Genomic DNA, 15,840 nt, shown 5'->3' on the forward strand with positions numbered 1-15,840 from the left:
CTTTTAGAGCTTAGAGCTTAGAGCTTAGAGCTTAGAGCTTAGAGCTTATAGCTAAAGCCTAATACCCAAGAGCTGTTAAGCTTTGTTTTGCTCAGCTTTACATACAGCCGCAGTGAACACGACGTCAGTTGAGCTGTTAAGCGCTGTTTCAGCAGAATCTTGAATCACACCAATGATGAAACCAACCGCTACAACCTGCATCGCTACATCGTTTGAGATACCGAATAGGCCACAAGCTAGAGGAATCAGTAGCAGTGAACCACCGGCAACGCCTGATGCGCCACATGCTGAAATTGCAGCAACAAGGCTTAGTAGAATCGCAGTGAAGATATCAATCTCAATACCCATTGTGTGTACAGCTGCAAGCGTTAACACAGTGATGGTGATTGCAGCACCAGCCATGTTGATGGTTGCGCCTAGAGGGATTGATACAGAGTAAGTATCTTCATCTAGCTCTAGCTTCTTACAAAGGTTCATGTTCACTGGGATGTTTGCAGCGCTTGAACGAGTGAAAAATGCCGTTACACCAGACTCACGAATACATTGCAGTACAAGTGGGTATGGGTTCTGTTTTGTCTTTACAAAGACAAGCAGTGGGTTAACGACAAGAGCAATGATCAGCATTGAGCTTAGTAGAACCGCTAGCAGTTGACCGTAGCTTGCTAGTGCATCGAAGCCCGTTGTTGCGAACGTAGTCGAAACAAGGCCGAAGATACCGAATGGCGCAAGACGAATAATGAAGCGAACAATGTGTGAAACACTGTGGCTAAGGTCTTCGAAAACCGCTTTGGTTGTTGCAGATGCGTGGTGCAGTGCAAGACCAAGACCGATTGCCCAAGCAAGAATACCGATGTAGTTAGCGTTCATTAGTGCGCTAACTGGGTTATCTACAAGCTTGAATAGAAGCGTATGAAGAACTTCGGCAATACCTTGAGGAGGGTTAGCACCTTCAGCGCCAGCAACCAGTGTCAAAGTGGTTGGGAACATGAAGCTCAGTACTACAGCCGTCAGTGCTGCAGAGAACGTACCAATCAGGTAAAGCACAATGATTGGACGCATATGAGTATGCTGACCTTTCTTTTGGTTTGCGATAGAAGCTGCAACAAGAATGAATACTAAAATTGGGGCAACAGCTTTCAGAGCACCAACAAACAGACTACCTAATAGGCCTGCATCTTGAGCTGCTGAAGGAGAAACCATGGCGAGAACGACACCGAAAACAATACCAGCAAGGATCTGTAGAACGAGATTTCCACGAGCGATGCGGGCGAGCATGTTGTGATTTTGCATAAAATACCTGCAATTGTTAATTTATTATAGTGATGTATTTTTTATAAAGTTGTACCAAATCCAACTATACACTAGTGGAATGGGCGGTCATATTAGCGGGATCTAAGAGGGTGTCTAGGAATAGTTTACTTTTAGGGTGGTTGTTTGCGCCATGTGGTGCTTTTGGAGCTAAATGTTAAATCTTTGTGCTTTTGTTGAGGTATAAGTCTGCTGAATAATGTTCCATTGGCTTAATGTTCTAGTATTTATGGTGTGTAAACCATTACTGATAAAAACATTGTGTTCGGAAATAGCTGCCTAAACTTGTATAGGTAAAAAAAACCACTTCAACAGACATCATAGACATCACCTGCTTTGCTTAATCTACGTTGGTGCATGACTTGCCATGTTTTGTCGTCATCTAATCTTTCTATCGGCATTCCCACCTACTTAAGCAGCGTTAGCTGTGAATCTCATCAGCTCTCCTTAATAGCGTCAGGCTACTGAACTTAATACCTTGCTACTTTGATATACCGCACACCTTATCTGATGAATTATATCAACATGTTATTTTATATGACGTAATTTATCTAAAATTGCCGTTGTAAGTGGGGGGCATATATCCTGTGTTGGTCTTAATTTACAAGAGTATGAGCAATGAGTTTAATCAGTATCCCTTATGTAGAGACCTCTGCAGATACCGTTTTACATATAGCAGCCGCTATCGTGCTGATCAGCACCATAGCGGCTGGCCTGTTCGGTTTTTGGAAGCTTCACGAGATCCCTATTCAAAAGGCTCATAAGACTGACCACCATCAGATAGGGTTGATTACCGCGCTCACTTGGATTGGCTTCATTTGGCACTGGGTGTGGGTGCTCGCCATTATCATTGCGTTTGTAGATTTTGAAAAAGCCATTATCCGACTGCGTGATTTATGGAATTCTCCGGCTCAAGTTAATCAATCAGAGGATGTCTAAATGTTAGAAGGTTTAGCGGTTTGGTGTTTGTTCATCTATTTATTAAGACTTGTTGGCATGCCTTGGAACACAGGGACTAAAGCATTCGCTTATCTAGGAGGGAGCGGTTGGTTGTTATTTGTGTGGGTAGGATTAATTAACTATACACCAATGGATTTGTCGGGAGGCTCTGTGGTGCAGTCTCCTCACATTCAGCTTCGCCCAACCTCAACCAATGTCTCGGGCAAGGTCGACCAGATTTATATCACCCCGAACCAACGCATTGAGAAAGGGCAGTTAATCTATGAGATTGAAAACGAGCCTTATCAAATTGCTTATGAACAAGCGAAGATTTCGCGCGACTCGGCAAACGTAGCGGTTAGCACTGCGGCTGAAGAAGTAAAAATCGCTGAATCCAGCTATCAGGCAGCGTTACATGATTTTGAAATGACACAAAGTGAGCTTTCAGCTGCTCAGTCAAATAGAGACTTACAGAAAAGAACGTTGAAGCGTTATCTTGAACAAAACCGAGTCGTGCGTAATACGATCACTGAAAGCATGATTGATAACCAGCAAACGGTCGCCGATTCTGCTGTGTACACTGTGGCCAAGCTTGAGTCACAGCTGAGCAAAAAGAAATCTGATGTAGAGAAAGCCAAGCTACAAATAACCAAAGCGGAACTCTCGGTTGAATCCCGTCAGTCAGACTTTAACGAAACAATTCAGAAGGTGAATAAAGCGAAATGGGATCTTGATAGCACCAAGATTTATGCACCCGCTGATGGCTTTGTGACTAACTTTATTCTTCGTGAAGGTCAGCTTGTTTCTAGAGTTCCACGATTGCAGATGTACACCAACGAGAAATACGTATTGATGAGAGTGAATCATCAAGCGATTAGAAATGTTAAACCGGGTCAATTGGCTGAATTTACAACGCCAGTTTATCCAGGGAAAGTATTCACGGCAGAGGTTGAAGGTATTATTGAAGCAACCGGCGAAGCGCAAAGTAACTTGCTTGGCTTTGACCAGAATGTTCGCTCTACGACAGGCAAGAACCTACAAAACAAACATCACTTTGTTAGGTTGAAAGTCTTTGAACCTGAAGGCTATAGCGTACCAGTCGGCTCGGTTGGTTTAGCTTGGATTAGCGGAGAAAAGCCAACAGAGCTTATGGCGTTTCTTGATGTAATACGTGGAATCATTTTACGTATGAAGTCGCAGCTTTACTACTTCTACTCTTTCTAGATCTAGAACCAGAGTTAATTCGGTTATTTAATTCCGAATTATTCAAAATAAGATTATTAATGAAATTACGGGCCACAGTCGTGGTCTGTAATTTTAATATGTTTGCTATTCAGTGAATATTTAATCGAAAGTCTAAATTTAACTGGAATATATTTATGCTATTCATATCTTCTGAAATAAAAAGATGCATTAAACCTATTATCTCTCTGTTGCTATTAACGAGCTTGGTGGGCTGTCAGGCGACTCAACGTCAGGACGCAACGACTGGTGAGATGGAAACGAATTCCACAACAAAAGGGGCTGCGATTGGTTCTTTGTCTGGTGCTGCGATTGGTCTCCTGTCTGGAGATAATTCAAAAGAACGGAAAAAGAGAGCGTTAATTGGGGCAACGGCTGGCGGTCTCATCGGTGGAGGAGTCGGCTACTCACTGGATAAACAAGAGGAAGCTTTGCGTCAGGAGTTGCTAGATTCAGGCGTTCAAGTAAAGCGTGTTGGTGAAAATGAGTTAGTGTTGGTGATGGAAAACGGCATCGGTTTTCGCTCTGGTGAATACCTACTTGAAGCGACGGTATACAATTCATTGAATGGTGTTGCGAGAATATTGGTCGAGTACCCAGATTCGTATTTGCAGATCAAAGGCTATACCGACAGTACTGGCAATGATGCTTCTAATCAGCAGTTGTCTGAGAAACGTGCTGATTCAGTAAAAGCTTACTTAGTGAATCAAAAAGTGAAAGGTGGACGAATCAGTACCAGCGGCCTTGGTGAACGTTACCCTATTTGTGACAATGCAACCGAAGACGGAAGAGCCTGCAATCGCCGTGTCGAGATCAGTATCCAAGCCATCTAGCGAGGTGATGCAATCTTTCTCATCCGCAAGTAGAGACATTTTGCGGATGTTCTATTTTATTCTAATGACTTGAGGTATTGCTTTGGTGTCATGCCTCGATGTTTCTTAAACATATGTGTAAAACTGTCTAGGTGGCTATATCCCAATTTGTGGGCAACTTCGTCGACAGGCATTGATTGGCTTAGCATCTTGACGGCTTTATTACTCAAGACAAAACCACACATTTCGGTGAAGTTATGGCCATACTTGTGGAATCTGCGTTGAAATGTTTGTGTAGATAGACCAAATAATTTCGATACTCTTTCGAGCGTCGGTAATCCAAAGTGACATGAGTAATTGATGGCCTCATAAACCAATTTAGTATCATCGCTTGGATCGGGCATATCTAAGCATCGATCCAAGTCCTCAAAATTTAAAGAAAAGGTTTGTTTGGTATCTTGATTTTCAGCCAGATTTGCCAAGCGTAAGTTGGAATGAAACCAGATCTCTGTTTGATGATGATTCCATGTTACGTCACAGCCAAAATAGTCTCGATATAGGTTCTCATCCGCACGCTCCCCAGAAAGTAATACGCGCATCGGAGCGAAATCTACCCCAAGGTATTTCTTTAATATCTTTAATATCTTTAATATCTTTAACATCAAAACAGCGACTCTAATACTGTCATGAACGTCTAAGTGTTCTGCGTCATACTGATTGTTGTAAGTCCACTTGATGATAGACCCCGCAGGTGCAGCAACCCAAAAAGCACCGGATTGAATACACCCCATGCCGTAATTTACCTTTCTTATCGTCGACATTAAGTCATGACCAGAGAACATCCATTGGCCTAATCCGCCCAAGTCTTCGACCCGGAAATGGCGTACAGCCTCGAGCATAAAGTTTGGATTTTTTGTATAGCATTCGAGTTCTTCATAAAGCTGAAATACCTCAGAAATGGGCAACAGGTTCATTGTGTGATTAAACGCGGATTGGGGAATTGTCTGTGGGGAGATTGGATCTGAATAATATTGATTACATACGTTGTAATACAAATTCATCAGGCTATTTACCCTTATAAAGTAAGTTGTGTTGATAGTCATTGATCCATCCAAACCTCTGTGAATTAGGTCATAAATATAGCATAAATGACGTAATTTAACGAGTTTTAACAGACCCCAACGATGTTAGTTAACATCAAATATATCGGTAAAGTAGTGGCGATAATATTAGTAACAATGGTGTTAACTACAATTGTTGATAGCTGTAAATACTGAGTTGAGTAAACCCCAATACTATTTTTTGAGAACCATAAATAAATTGGATGGAAATTTTTAATCATGGTTTCAGCGTCTTTTAACTTCAGAGAATTAAATAGAGATTAATTAATGACACATACTCCTAAGATAGAAAAAATTAGCGTGTTTGATCGTATTAACGCATCGGCACTGATGTTATTGACTTCTGAATATAAAAGCTTGGAGCAGTTGCGAAGAAAAAACGACTATCCAATGTTCCCAACATTTGAAAGACACCATCCATGCCAATAAAGCGAACCAAGATAAATGGTGTCGATATTCGATACGCACATTCTGAAGCGATTGGTAAACCGACTCTTGTGATGCTTTCCCCTTTTCCTCAAAGCATTCTTGCGTATGCCCCTATTTGGACAGGGTTGGCTGAACACTACAACCTATATGCCTACGATATGCCAGGATTCGGCGGCAGTACTGGCGGGTTTGAATATATGTCTTTCAAGGCTCAAGGTGACTTTTTAAAAGATTTCTTGAATCATTTTGATATTCAATCACCACACTTATTAGGGCCTGATGTTGGTATGCCGGCGATCGTTTATTACACGGGCACTTATGACAACGATGTAAAAAGCCTATTGATAGGTGATGGCCCAGCGATTGACCCTTCGTCAAATGCAAGTGCCATTCGCAAAATGGTCGGCTCATCATTCTGGCGCACTGTCTTTAAAGTGACAGGATCTGGGTCTTTAATTCAAGGCTGTATCAAGGTTTGTTATACAAACTATCGCCCTAATGAAGAAGAGGTTTCGGACTATATCGCATCGTATCGCAATCGAATGCCCGCCGTAATGCAATGGTTCAAAGATTACCCAAAAAGTTTAACAACGGTTGATCCACTTCTCGAGAGAATTGAGTTACCTACTCAAATATTTTGGGGAGAAAACGACGCCATTCTCTATGTCGAGAATGGGGAACGTCTCGCTGAACGCATGCCGAATGCTGAATTAACAGTGTTTAAAGACAGTGGCCATTTTTGTTATCAAGACAGTCATAAAGAATTCGAATACATGGTAATTGATTGGATTACTAAGCAAGAGGAAAAATAAGTGGTTATTGAGACCGGTAAACAGAAATTGAATAAGAGGCTCAGGTTATTTTGATATGAACAAAGAAAGAAAATATCGGGTGTTCAGTAGCTTACTGATGAGTTTCACTTTGATGTACGCTCATACCTCGTTGGCACAAGAAAAACAGCCGAACGTTTTAATCATCACCGCTGATGACATGGGCTTTTCAGATGTTGGTGCATTTGGTAGTGAAATTCAAACGCCAACAATCGATTCTATCGCGAACGAAGGGCTACGTTTTAACAACTATTACACCAATCCTTTATGTACCCCAACCCGAACTTCGCTAATGTCTGGCGTTGATCATCACCGTGCGGGCGCCGGTACTATGGGTCTATTCACTGCACCAAACCAAAAGGACAAACCTGGGTATGAGGGTTTCCTTCGAGAAGAATTTGTCACCCTAGGTGATCTTATGAAGGGAGCGGGTTATACGACGTTTGTTAGTGGCAAATGGGATCTGGGGCGTTTTCCTAATTTGATTCCAAGAGCGAGAGGTTTTGATCGTGATTTCGTTATGCTGGATGATCATGGTAGCCACTACAGTATGTTAGCGATGTGGGAAGAGGCACCAAAGCTACAATTTACTGAAGACGGAAAGTACCTTAAAGAGCTGCCAGATAACTATTACTCGAGTAAGACTTACACCGATAAAATGCTGTCTTTCATGAAAGATAATAAAGCAAAGGATGACAAGCCTTTCTTTGCTTTCCTCTCTTACCAAGCGCCTCATGATCCTTTGCATGTCGATGAACCGTGGAGAAGCATGTATCAAGGGCAGTATGACAAAGGTTGGTCTGCAGTACGATTAGCTCGTTATAACAAGCAAAAAGAGCTGGGTATTATTCCTGAGTTTACTGAACTTGCGGAGCGATATTGGTTCGTGCCGGATAGTGAGATGCTCGCACCAATTGTCAGAGCGGCACTAGGAAGAGAAATGGAGCTTTATGCTGGCTTGATGACCAACATGGATCATCATCTTAACCGTGTAATACAGTACTTGAAGGACAGTGGCGAATATGACAATACCATGATTTTGTTCTTTGGAGACAACGGCCCTGAGGGCAACGGCACTTTTGACAGAATCACGACGTTTGGAACGAAAAATTACATTTTCAAAGCAAGAAACTGGTCTGATCAAGGTGATATTCGTTTGCAAGGCACAGAGAATAACTATACCGAGCTCGATCCCGGTTGGGCGCAAGTTTCGGCTGCACCATTCTTTGGACATAAAGACTTTGCCTTGGAAGGTGGAATTCGTAATGCACTGATTGTTAAACCGGCGAAAGATAGCCCGCATAAGCCCGGAAGTATTCGTAATGATTTTATGCATGTTCAAGACATTTTCTTGACCTTAGCTGAAATGACCAATCAAGATTTCCCCAATGGATACACTCAGGCTAAATCTTGGCTTGAGATGTTAAATGATCCTGAGGCAACGGTTCGAACGGGAGAGGATTGGTTTGGTTGGGAGAGTGGTAACTCACGAGCATTACGTCGCGGCGAGTGGAAAATCTCTAATAATATTAAGCCTTGGGGTAATGAGCAGTGGCAACTGTATAACATTGAGAAAGATCTCTCTGAACGTTACGACCTAGCTGATAAGCATCCAGAGATATTGAATGAACTCGTCTCAATTTATGAAAACGAATATGTGCCAAAGAACAATGTCATTCTTGGCAGCCGAAATTTCCATGAAAGTGATTGGTGGGATGGGCCTCTTCGTTTTGAAGAGGGCAATGATGAAGGATCAGAGTATCCGCCTGGTTTGTACAAAAAAGGATGGACGCCACCTCAAGATATGATGGCAGAACCTAAGCAAGTGGAGGAGGAATAATGATGAAAGGATTCAGCATAAATTCAGATTCAGTTAATCAAATGACTAAATACCTCGTGGGTGCCGGGCTCATTGTTTCTACCAGTGCTAGTGCTTTGACATTACCTCCAAGGTTTTATGAACGTACGTTACTAGGAGTAGAAGCGATACCTATATTAGGGATCAGCTTTGACGGAAATATTAACCCATTTGACCCTACATTAGGTGACAACGGTAATGCTCATTTACCACAACCCGGTATTGATGACATTCATTTAGAAGGAACAATGGCGTTAGCGGGCTATTCGATTAGCTTCCCCATTAGTGACAGGTCAGCTCGTATTTCCTACTTACAACCTGTTGGCAACATGAATGTGACAGCGACGGGGCAAGTAACTAGTGGTGGGCAAACAGTATCCAATGTGCCTATTCAGTATTATTCAACTAATGGTATCGGTGACCCATTTTTTGAATTTACGATTGGGCTAATCGGTTCTCCAGCATTAGATGAGCTACCTAAAGCGATTCGTTATCAACCGGGCTTTCAAATGGACTTATTGGTCGACTTAAGCGTACCGCTTGGTGAATATGACTCGGATCAAGCGATTAACATGGGCACGAACAGATTGTGGGGAAGAGTGGGTTTCCCGATGATGTATCAGTTAGGAGATGTGTGGGCGCCAAGTAAGCGTGCTTCGCTAGAACTCCTACCTGCTGTCACTTGGTATGGCGATAATGACGACATGTATGGAGGCGGCTCTCAAAGCACTGATTTAGGTTACAGCCTCGGTGCTCATTTGACTTACGATTTAAGCCAACATGTGTGGGTTTCTTTGGACTACTCCTACGTGAAATCAGGTGATTATACCAACAGCGGTAATGTTCAAGTTTCCAACAATGGAAGCTTTGAGGGTCAGGACTTTTCAAGCGTTGGCTTTACGGTTGCTACGGATCTTACGCGTAATTTGAATGCCTCATTGGGTTATCAGACGACCATTAATGATGGTGGTGCTGGCGAAGCGCAAATGAGCACCTTCAGTTTCAACTTGGTCTATTACTGGGCAGATATTCTTGATGGGTTAGACCGGACAGGTTTTAAGTTCTAAATATGAATTTTTAAACTCAGCTTCCTACTTCCTACTTCCAGAGTGATGGGGGAAGCTGAACTATAGTTTGAGAGGTTTCAATGTATTTTGTAAAAGTGCGTGTTGAACATGCGGGGTTAACAGAGAAAGAGCTGTGGGACCTTTGGGAAAAAAAAGCCGAAGCGGCGTTAAAAGCTAAGTCAGCAGGTAAGATTAAGTTTCTATATAAAATTACAGGACAACGCGGCGTGATAATGGTTGTTGATATGGAGCACCATGAAATAGAGCAAACTGTTCATGGCGATATGCCAATGAGAAATATCATGGTTCTAGAAGAGGTTATCCCGGTTCGTGACTATGAAGAGTTTGCTGAAGATGTAAAGCGCAGGTGGAAAAAGTAATATTTATAGACTGAGGGGAATGATTTTACTTGGTCTATTTAATTATTCATTTTTATTACTATCTCCATCCCCCTATTTAAAAATTATTCAGGGCATTGTAAATGCGAAAGTTAATTTTTTTTAGCGTTAAGCTGTACTCTATTGGTAGGTTGTTCCTTTAATAAGATATTTGAAGGAAAATACCAACTCGTTGATGATTATATCGAAATTATTGATAGCAATATTAAAGACCTACCTCAACTGTCAAATGTTATCGCGATTGATCATTCTAGACTTGCCAATCAAGCTGAAGAGCCGCTTTTACCCTCGAAGGTAATTATGTTTCATGATCCAGTTTTGGAGTCGAGTCTGATAGAAAAAGAACGTTTAATTGCGTTAGATATGCCTTTGAAAATATTGGTATATATGGACGAAAATGGAGACTCCAACGTGATTTGGAATCAAACTCGTTATTTTGAGGAGCGTTATAACGTTAGCTTCACGGTTGAGGAAAAGCAACAATATGATGAGGCTATGAGTGATGTTTTGAATGGAGTGCCCGAGAGCGCTTTGAATTCATTCACTAGTGATAAAATGGCGCAAAACGACGTGATAACCATCGAAAGTGAATTGTCTTTAGAAGAAACCATCAGAAAAGCACTTGAGGTTATTAGCCGTAATGATGACGTAACGATCTTTAAAGAGATCGATTATCAAAAACTGGCAGCTCAAAATGACGTCAAGTTACCGCCAACATATCTCATTATGTATGGTGCACCATCGCCAGGAGGTAAAGCCATGAAGCAAGCACAAACGTTAGGCCTTGATGCATTTCCACAAAAATTATTGGTTTGGCAGAATGAGATGGGATAGGTACGTGTAAGCTTCAACAATTTATTTCTTTTAGCCGATAGGCAAGACGTTCATAAATCTTTTTCATTATTGATGATACAGAAGAGGCTTTTAATAAAATATAAAACTAGCTATATATTTACCTACTACTATAAAACTTAATGAAACGTTCCCAGTGTTTCTTGTTATTTATAGTGACGGTGTGTTTTTCATCTAATTGACATTGTGCTAAATATCACTCTACCGTGTTCGATATAACTCAGTCCACTGCTCCTAACTCTTTTTGGTGACACGTGACTTGTAAGTGTATTTATATGTTAAGGCTTTAATGGAAATATAATAAGTGATTTTTTTAAAAGTTGGCGGCCTAATTAACCCCTTTGAAAATAACATAGTAGGTGTTGTTATGGTGTGTGTGATTAGCTTAGTGAGTTTCTCTTCTATGGCGGCTACGCCAGTTTCAAGTAAGTATGTTCTTGAGCGTATCAATGAAATTAAATTAAATAAAAACAATCTGATAATTCCTTTCGCATTTAATACTGAGTCCATGGGTTTTAATATGGGTGTAGGTGGTGTCTTTCAAGGTATTGGACAAGAACAACTGAAAGTTGGTGCAGCTGCGTATTCGGGAGGCGCTGATAGTTATGCATTGGGAGGAGGAGTCTGGAACTACCAAGTAGAGAGTATAGAAAGGCTATTCATCTCTGTATATGGAATGTATGCGTATTACCCTGAAAATACGGCTTATACAGGGGCTGAATATTATCCATATCCTAATGGGATTCCGATACCAGGAAGCTCCAGCTCTTCCAGTGAGCAAAACATTCAAGCGAGCGGGTTTTCTAATTGGTTAGACATTAAACTAGAGTACATATTACCGATTGGTACCGGTAAAAGTGAGATTATCAAGAGTTATCGAGTATCCAACGGTTTGCTAGTCGATCTTCCCGTCAGGCACCAATGGAATCCATTCGAGTATGGATCAACAACCATCATCATGAACCAGTTCAATCGATATCAGTCTTTCGAAAATGAAGACCAAATCAGTGGAGATCTTCATGCCATAGAATTCGGTGTTCAGTACGATAATACGGACTTCTATCCAAACCCTAGTATGGGAAGTCGACAGTATCTGAGTTTTTCTGGCGATGGCAATTTGATTGACTCTGATGGCGATTGGAATTTTATTCAGTTAGACGTCAGCAAATACTTTTCAATGGGACAGAGCCAATTTGCATCGCAACGAATCTTAGCTTTTAACCTGTGGACTGGTTATTCGCCGAGCTGGAGTGTAAATAATGACTCCGACAGCGGACGGCTTGTTGAGAATTCCCCCCCTTATAACGAAGGAGCAACGTTAGGAGGTTGGAACCGAATGCGTGGCTATGATTCCTATCGTTTCCATGACAAGGCGAGCCTATATTTGTCTGGTGAGTATCGTTATACCCTTAAATATAACCCGATAACAAACGTTAATTGGTTGAGCTTTTTAAATGTCGATTGGTTCCAACTGGTTGGGTTCGTTGAGGTGGGAGAGGTGGCAAGCGACTATAACCTGAAAGAGCTAACATCAGATATGAAAATGGACGTTGGGGTGTCTTTACGAGCATTTGCTGGAGGTATAGTTGTGCGTACGGACCTCGCTGTTTCTAATGAAGGAGCCAACCTCTGGTTTATGGTGAATCAACCCTTTTGATTGAGAAATCGAGGTATTATTTATCAAGCTTTGGTCTACTGATGCTTCTCTTACATTGGTGACTAAGGTGCCTTCTTCCTTGAAGGCCTGGGCTTTTCCTCTCTCTAAACTGAATGACCAAAATTTAGAGAAGTAATAACCTAGAAGTTTTCATTCATTTATACGAAGGGTACTGTTGGAACATTTCAGCGACTTCCTCGGAAATCAGTTCTCCACGTTCCTCAGAACTCATTGAGCGAGTTAATTTTCGGCTTGAATTCGCTGTCCATACAACGATGTTTGTTCGGTCATCGACCAACTCTACAACTAATTGTCCATACGTCTGTTCGTGATAATTTTGTGGGGTGGACATTACCCCGCGGAAATTGTTCCGACCATAGCCAATACCAAAGGAAGAGCCGGAAGAAACAAGTTCTGATTCTTGCTGAAGTTGGTAGCGAACATATAGGCTGCCTCCGTCTTCTACAAACTCTACCTCAGTACGATCCATTTCTTTGATGATCGCACTTTCAATCCTGATTGAATCGATGCTGATCGGCACTTTATTCATTGTTTCTGTCGCTGTTTCAAGCGAGCCGAAATCATAGGTTTTATACATTGAGAAATCGGTTTGCTTATCAAAGTCAGTATTTATTGTAGAGCAGGCCGCTAGAGGAAGCGTTAATAATATTGTTGTTAAGCGAAGCATGTTTTATGTCCTATGACGGTGGTTTGAAATGAATCTCTCTTTCTATGGTGATTATACTTTTCTGGTATTCGAAGATTTCTGTTCGATATATCCAATCAATCAGACAACTAAATTGATGTTATTAACCGAACTTTGGTTTTATTGCTCAAGGGGAAATTATAGTGAACTGGATAAAGGGAGTATTGACTTCAATGATTAGCACGGTTGTTGTGCTTCACTTGGTTGTATTTTTTGCATCAGTCACTGGTGTTTAGTTATATAGGTAAATAATGCATGATTGATATTTATGGCACCCCAAATAGCCGCTCTACTCGCGTACTTTGGTGTGCAGAAGAGCTCGGTATTGAATATAACTTTAAAAAAGTTGATTTCTCATCGGGTGAAAATAAGTCCGATGCGTATTTGGCAATTAACCCAGCAGGTAAAACGCCAGCGATCGTCGACGGAGATTTTGTCTTGTCTGAATCAACAGCGATTTTAGAGTTTTTAGCGCAGGAGTACGGTAAGGGGCAAATCAAACCAAGCGACAAGAGTGACAATCGAGAAAAGGCACTTTGTGCTAAATGGTGCTCTTTTGCGGTTTGTGAGCTTGAGCAACCTTTGTGGACGATGGCTAAACACAGCTTTATTTACCCCGAAGATATGCGTCAGGATGGCATTTTACCTGTCTGTCAAAAGGAGTTCCAAAACGCTTTATCAGTTTTGAGCCAACAACTTGATAGTAACGAATACCTATTGGGTGAGGTGTTTTCTATTGCTGATATTTTAATTTCACACACCTTAGCGTGGGCGCTAAGTTTTCAGCAAGAGATCCCACAATCTAATTTGATGAGTTATGTGCAACGTTGTACATCTCGTCCCGCATTTAAAATGGCTCAGCAGAGAGAGCCTTGAACTTTACTTTGATTAAGTAAAAACAGCCATGATAACTTTCGTCATCATGGCTGTTTTCTTTTATAGCTATAACAGAATGTTTGTTAGTGCTGTATTGTATTAATGATGATCGTGATTCATCTTCTTCATGCCGCTCATTACTTTCTTAACCGGCGCATCGAAGGTCTGCGTTTCACCATTGGCGAAAGTCAGTGTCATCTCGATTTTCTCACCTTCTTTTAGGCTGCTTGCTAGGTCGAACAACATGATGTGTAGGCTACCTGGTTTAAGTACCGCTTCACCGTTCGCAGGAATGGTGATCTCTTGAATTTGGCGCATTTTCATAACATCGCCATCCATGATTACATCATGAAGTTCTACTTTACCTGCTGCAGGTGTTGTTGCAGAAACAATAGCGCGATCTTTATCGCTGTGGTTCATCAGAGTCGTGAATACCGCGCTGTTCACTGCTGAAGGCGGTGTTGCACGAGCGTACGCGTCATGAACCATAATATCGCTACTAGCCTGAGCAAAAGGGGTGAGCAATAAGCCTGCTAGAGCAAGTGCTTTTAACTTCATGTTGTTGTCCTTAATTTTTATGTTTTGGTCTGGGACCTGACTTTATGTTTGAACTTTATTGGTTAAGTTCTTTGTTTTTACGTTTACTGCGTCAGCTTGTTGATAGCCTCAACAATTGGCGCTGGCGTCAACGTGTGCGGTACTTTGGTAATCAAGGTACCGTCGGGCTTTAAAAAATAAAAATATGAGCTGTGGTCTAGGGTGTATTCCAACTCTGAACCTTCAAGCTTGGTCTTTCTGAAAATAACGCCGTAGTTATGAGCCAGAGTCGTTGTGATATCCAATGGACCACTTAGTCCTTCCATCATCGGGTGGAAATATTGCGCGTATTCATACGAGGCTTCAGCGGCATCACGTTCAGGGTCAAGAGAAACAAACATTGGGCGAATCTTGGCTTTTGCTTCATCAGAAACTTGGTTAAGTGCTCCGGCCAACATAGCCAAAGAAGTAGGGCATACATCTGGGCAACGTGTGAAACCGAAGTAAACGATGCGAATTCTGTCATCGGTTTGGTCAAAGATTTCCGTTGGTTGGTTGTCTTTGCCGAAAAGAGTCGTTGCGGAGAACTCTTGTTTTGCAGCGTGTTGTTCTTGAACTTCGTTTTGCCCATCAAGATAGCTTTTGACACCAAAGCCAAGTACAAAAGCGACAACCAATGCTAACGACCAATTTCTACTCATCTTGCCATCCTTATTGCAGGGTTTACAGTATCGACACCATCAGTGAGTTCACCGATCCATGTCATTTTATCTAAAGTACATACAGGTAAAATCACATCACCTTCATAGGTATTGTTGCCAATGCTCTTTAATTGAAAACGCGCTGATCCCATTTCCATTTCTAAACCTGTGAGCGATAACATCAGTGTCTCAGATGCAGCACCTTCCCAAACGACCTTTATCTTTGTGGGTAGAAGAGGTTGCGCGGTTTCGCGATCAAGCGACATTGAAATGGATTCCTGCTCACACGATATGGTTGAAAGCATGCAGTAGTCATCCAAGTTGACTTCGGCAGTTGAGTGCTCAATGACCGACTTAAATTTTTGAAATACTTGCGGCCCATAAAAACCTGCCACGAGAGCAATGCCAAGAGCCACCACCTTTAATGCTGGGTGCATGTCGTGTTCTCATCTAATTTTATAAGAGCGGCGATGTTATCATACCCCTCAATACGTGCTTGTATCAAAA

The 15,840-nt window shown here is 41.7% G+C and carries 16 protein-coding genes; 10 read left to right on the plus strand and 6 right to left on the minus strand.

The annotated features are described in order from the left end of the window. Positions 1 to 75: 75 nt before the first annotated feature. A complete protein-coding gene (sstT, locus tag H5300_RS11935) occupies positions 76 to 1,290 on the minus strand; it encodes a serine/threonine transporter SstT (RefSeq protein WP_004732110.1) in 1,215 nt (404 codons plus the stop codon). A 636-nt stretch (positions 1,291 to 1,926) separates the two neighbouring features. On the opposite strand from sstT, the gene H5300_RS11940 reads away from it, so the two are divergent. From H5300_RS11940 to H5300_RS11950, 3 genes are all read left to right on the plus strand, one after another. Continuing rightward, positions 1,927 to 2,247, plus strand: a complete 321-nt coding sequence (locus H5300_RS11940) for a hypothetical protein (protein ID WP_017072398.1) — start codon at positions 1,927 to 1,929, stop codon at positions 2,245 to 2,247. Then, positions 2,248 to 3,471 carry an HlyD family secretion protein gene (locus tag H5300_RS11945; protein ID WP_017081815.1) on the plus strand — a complete coding sequence of 408 codons (1,224 nt, stop codon included), beginning with the start codon at positions 2,248 to 2,250 and terminating at the stop codon, positions 3,469 to 3,471. It abuts the gene before it with no gap. A gap of 188 nt (positions 3,472 to 3,659) precedes the next feature. Beyond that, positions 3,660 to 4,322, plus strand: a complete 663-nt coding sequence (locus H5300_RS11950) for an OmpA family protein (protein WP_029224309.1) — start codon at positions 3,660 to 3,662, stop codon at positions 4,320 to 4,322. Between the two features lie 56 nt (positions 4,323 to 4,378). On the opposite strand, the gene H5300_RS11955 is transcribed toward H5300_RS11950, so the two are convergent. Continuing rightward, the gene (locus tag H5300_RS11955) at positions 4,379 to 5,404 is read right to left on the minus strand and encodes an AraC family transcriptional regulator (RefSeq protein WP_182796040.1); all 1,026 of its coding nucleotides are present in this window, start codon (positions 5,402 to 5,404) and stop codon (positions 4,379 to 4,381) included. A 437-nt stretch (positions 5,405 to 5,841) separates the two neighbouring features. On the opposite strand from H5300_RS11955, the gene H5300_RS11960 reads away from it, so the two are divergent. The 6 genes from H5300_RS11960 to H5300_RS11985 all read left to right on the plus strand — a co-directional run bounded on the left by H5300_RS11960 (position 5,842) and on the right by H5300_RS11985 (position 12,513). Continuing rightward, on the plus strand, positions 5,842 to 6,663 hold the full coding sequence (locus H5300_RS11960; protein WP_259397683.1) for an alpha/beta fold hydrolase: 822 nt from the start codon (positions 5,842 to 5,844) through the stop codon (positions 6,661 to 6,663). A gap of 55 nt (positions 6,664 to 6,718) precedes the next feature. Continuing rightward, complete coding sequence (locus H5300_RS11965; protein WP_081089959.1) at positions 6,719 to 8,521, plus strand: arylsulfatase; 1,803 nt, start codon at positions 6,719 to 6,721, stop codon at positions 8,519 to 8,521. Beyond that, positions 8,521 to 9,606 carry a transporter gene (locus H5300_RS11970; RefSeq protein ID WP_017081820.1) on the plus strand — a complete coding sequence of 362 codons (1,086 nt, stop codon included), beginning with the start codon at positions 8,521 to 8,523 and terminating at the stop codon, positions 9,604 to 9,606. Before H5300_RS11965 ends, H5300_RS11970 begins: the two co-directional genes overlap by 1 nt. A gap of 80 nt (positions 9,607 to 9,686) precedes the next feature. Beyond that, a complete protein-coding gene (locus H5300_RS11975) occupies positions 9,687 to 9,986 on the plus strand; it encodes a muconolactone Delta-isomerase family protein (RefSeq protein ID WP_182796041.1) in 300 nt (99 codons plus the stop codon). 141 nt (positions 9,987 to 10,127) lie between these two features. Further along, positions 10,128 to 10,838, plus strand: coding sequence for a DUF302 domain-containing protein (locus H5300_RS11980; RefSeq protein ID WP_182796042.1), 711 nt, complete (start codon positions 10,128 to 10,130; stop codon positions 10,836 to 10,838). Between the two features lie 322 nt (positions 10,839 to 11,160). After that, complete coding sequence (locus H5300_RS11985) at positions 11,161 to 12,513, plus strand: BamA/TamA family outer membrane protein (RefSeq protein WP_182796043.1); 1,353 nt, start codon at positions 11,161 to 11,163, stop codon at positions 12,511 to 12,513. Positions 12,514 to 12,667: 154 nt separating this feature from the next. Here the strand turns inward: H5300_RS11985 and H5300_RS11990 are convergent, their stop codons facing one another. Then, entirely contained in the window at positions 12,668 to 13,201 is a 534-nt protein-coding gene (locus tag H5300_RS11990) for a DUF4136 domain-containing protein (protein ID WP_054541576.1), read from the minus strand. A gap of 273 nt (positions 13,202 to 13,474) precedes the next feature. Here H5300_RS11990 and H5300_RS11995 point away from each other — a divergent pair, with 273 nt between their 5' ends. Continuing rightward, on the plus strand, positions 13,475 to 14,095 hold the full coding sequence (locus H5300_RS11995; protein ID WP_108121867.1) for a glutathione S-transferase family protein: 621 nt from the start codon (positions 13,475 to 13,477) through the stop codon (positions 14,093 to 14,095). 99 nt (positions 14,096 to 14,194) lie between these two features. Here the strand turns inward: H5300_RS11995 and H5300_RS12000 are convergent, their stop codons facing one another. From H5300_RS12000 to H5300_RS12010, 3 genes are all read right to left on the minus strand, one after another. Next, on the minus strand, positions 14,195 to 14,653 hold the full coding sequence (locus H5300_RS12000) for a copper chaperone PCu(A)C (protein ID WP_065206703.1): 459 nt from the start codon (positions 14,651 to 14,653) through the stop codon (positions 14,195 to 14,197). An 83-nt stretch (positions 14,654 to 14,736) separates the two neighbouring features. Continuing rightward, on the minus strand, positions 14,737 to 15,333 hold the full coding sequence (locus tag H5300_RS12005) for an SCO family protein (protein WP_182796044.1): 597 nt from the start codon (positions 15,331 to 15,333) through the stop codon (positions 14,737 to 14,739). Continuing rightward, a complete protein-coding gene (locus H5300_RS12010) occupies positions 15,330 to 15,770 on the minus strand; it encodes a hypothetical protein (protein WP_102448285.1) in 441 nt (146 codons plus the stop codon). Before H5300_RS12010 ends, H5300_RS12005 begins: the two co-directional genes overlap by 4 nt. Between the last annotated feature and the right edge of the window lie 70 nt (positions 15,771 to 15,840).

It is taken from the genome of Vibrio sp. SG41-7, from assembly GCF_014164465.1.
GTDB classification, from domain to species: domain Bacteria; phylum Pseudomonadota; class Gammaproteobacteria; order Enterobacterales; family Vibrionaceae; genus Vibrio; species Vibrio splendidus.

Coding starts and splice junctions, on each gene's coding strand:
- H5300_RS12010 (WP_102448285.1), bottom strand. CDS start 15,770: ATGCACCCAGCATTAAAGGTGGTGGCTCTTGGCATTGCTCTCGTGGCA.
- H5300_RS12005 (WP_182796044.1), bottom strand. CDS start 15,333: ATGAGTAGAAATTGGTCGTTAGCATTGGTTGTCGCTTTTGTACTTGGC.
- H5300_RS11945 (WP_017081815.1), top strand. CDS start 2,248: ATGTTAGAAGGTTTAGCGGTTTGGTGTTTGTTCATCTATTTATTAAGA.
- H5300_RS11975 (WP_182796041.1), top strand. CDS start 9,687: ATGTATTTTGTAAAAGTGCGTGTTGAACATGCGGGGTTAACAGAGAAA.
- H5300_RS11940 (WP_017072398.1), top strand. CDS start 1,927: ATGAGTTTAATCAGTATCCCTTATGTAGAGACCTCTGCAGATACCGTT.
- H5300_RS12000 (WP_065206703.1), bottom strand. CDS start 14,653: ATGAAGTTAAAAGCACTTGCTCTAGCAGGCTTATTGCTCACCCCTTTT.
- H5300_RS11965 (WP_081089959.1), top strand. CDS start 6,719: ATGAACAAAGAAAGAAAATATCGGGTGTTCAGTAGCTTACTGATGAGT.
- H5300_RS11970 (WP_017081820.1), top strand. CDS start 8,521: ATGATGAAAGGATTCAGCATAAATTCAGATTCAGTTAATCAAATGACT.
- H5300_RS11960 (WP_259397683.1), top strand. CDS start 5,842: ATGCCAATAAAGCGAACCAAGATAAATGGTGTCGATATTCGATACGCA.
- H5300_RS11995 (WP_108121867.1), top strand. CDS start 13,475: ATGATTGATATTTATGGCACCCCAAATAGCCGCTCTACTCGCGTACTT.
- H5300_RS11990 (WP_054541576.1), bottom strand. CDS start 13,201: ATGCTTCGCTTAACAACAATATTATTAACGCTTCCTCTAGCGGCCTGC.
- sstT (WP_004732110.1), bottom strand. CDS start 1,290: ATGCAAAATCACAACATGCTCGCCCGCATCGCTCGTGGAAATCTCGTT.
- H5300_RS11955 (WP_182796040.1), bottom strand. CDS start 5,404: ATGACTATCAACACAACTTACTTTATAAGGGTAAATAGCCTGATGAAT.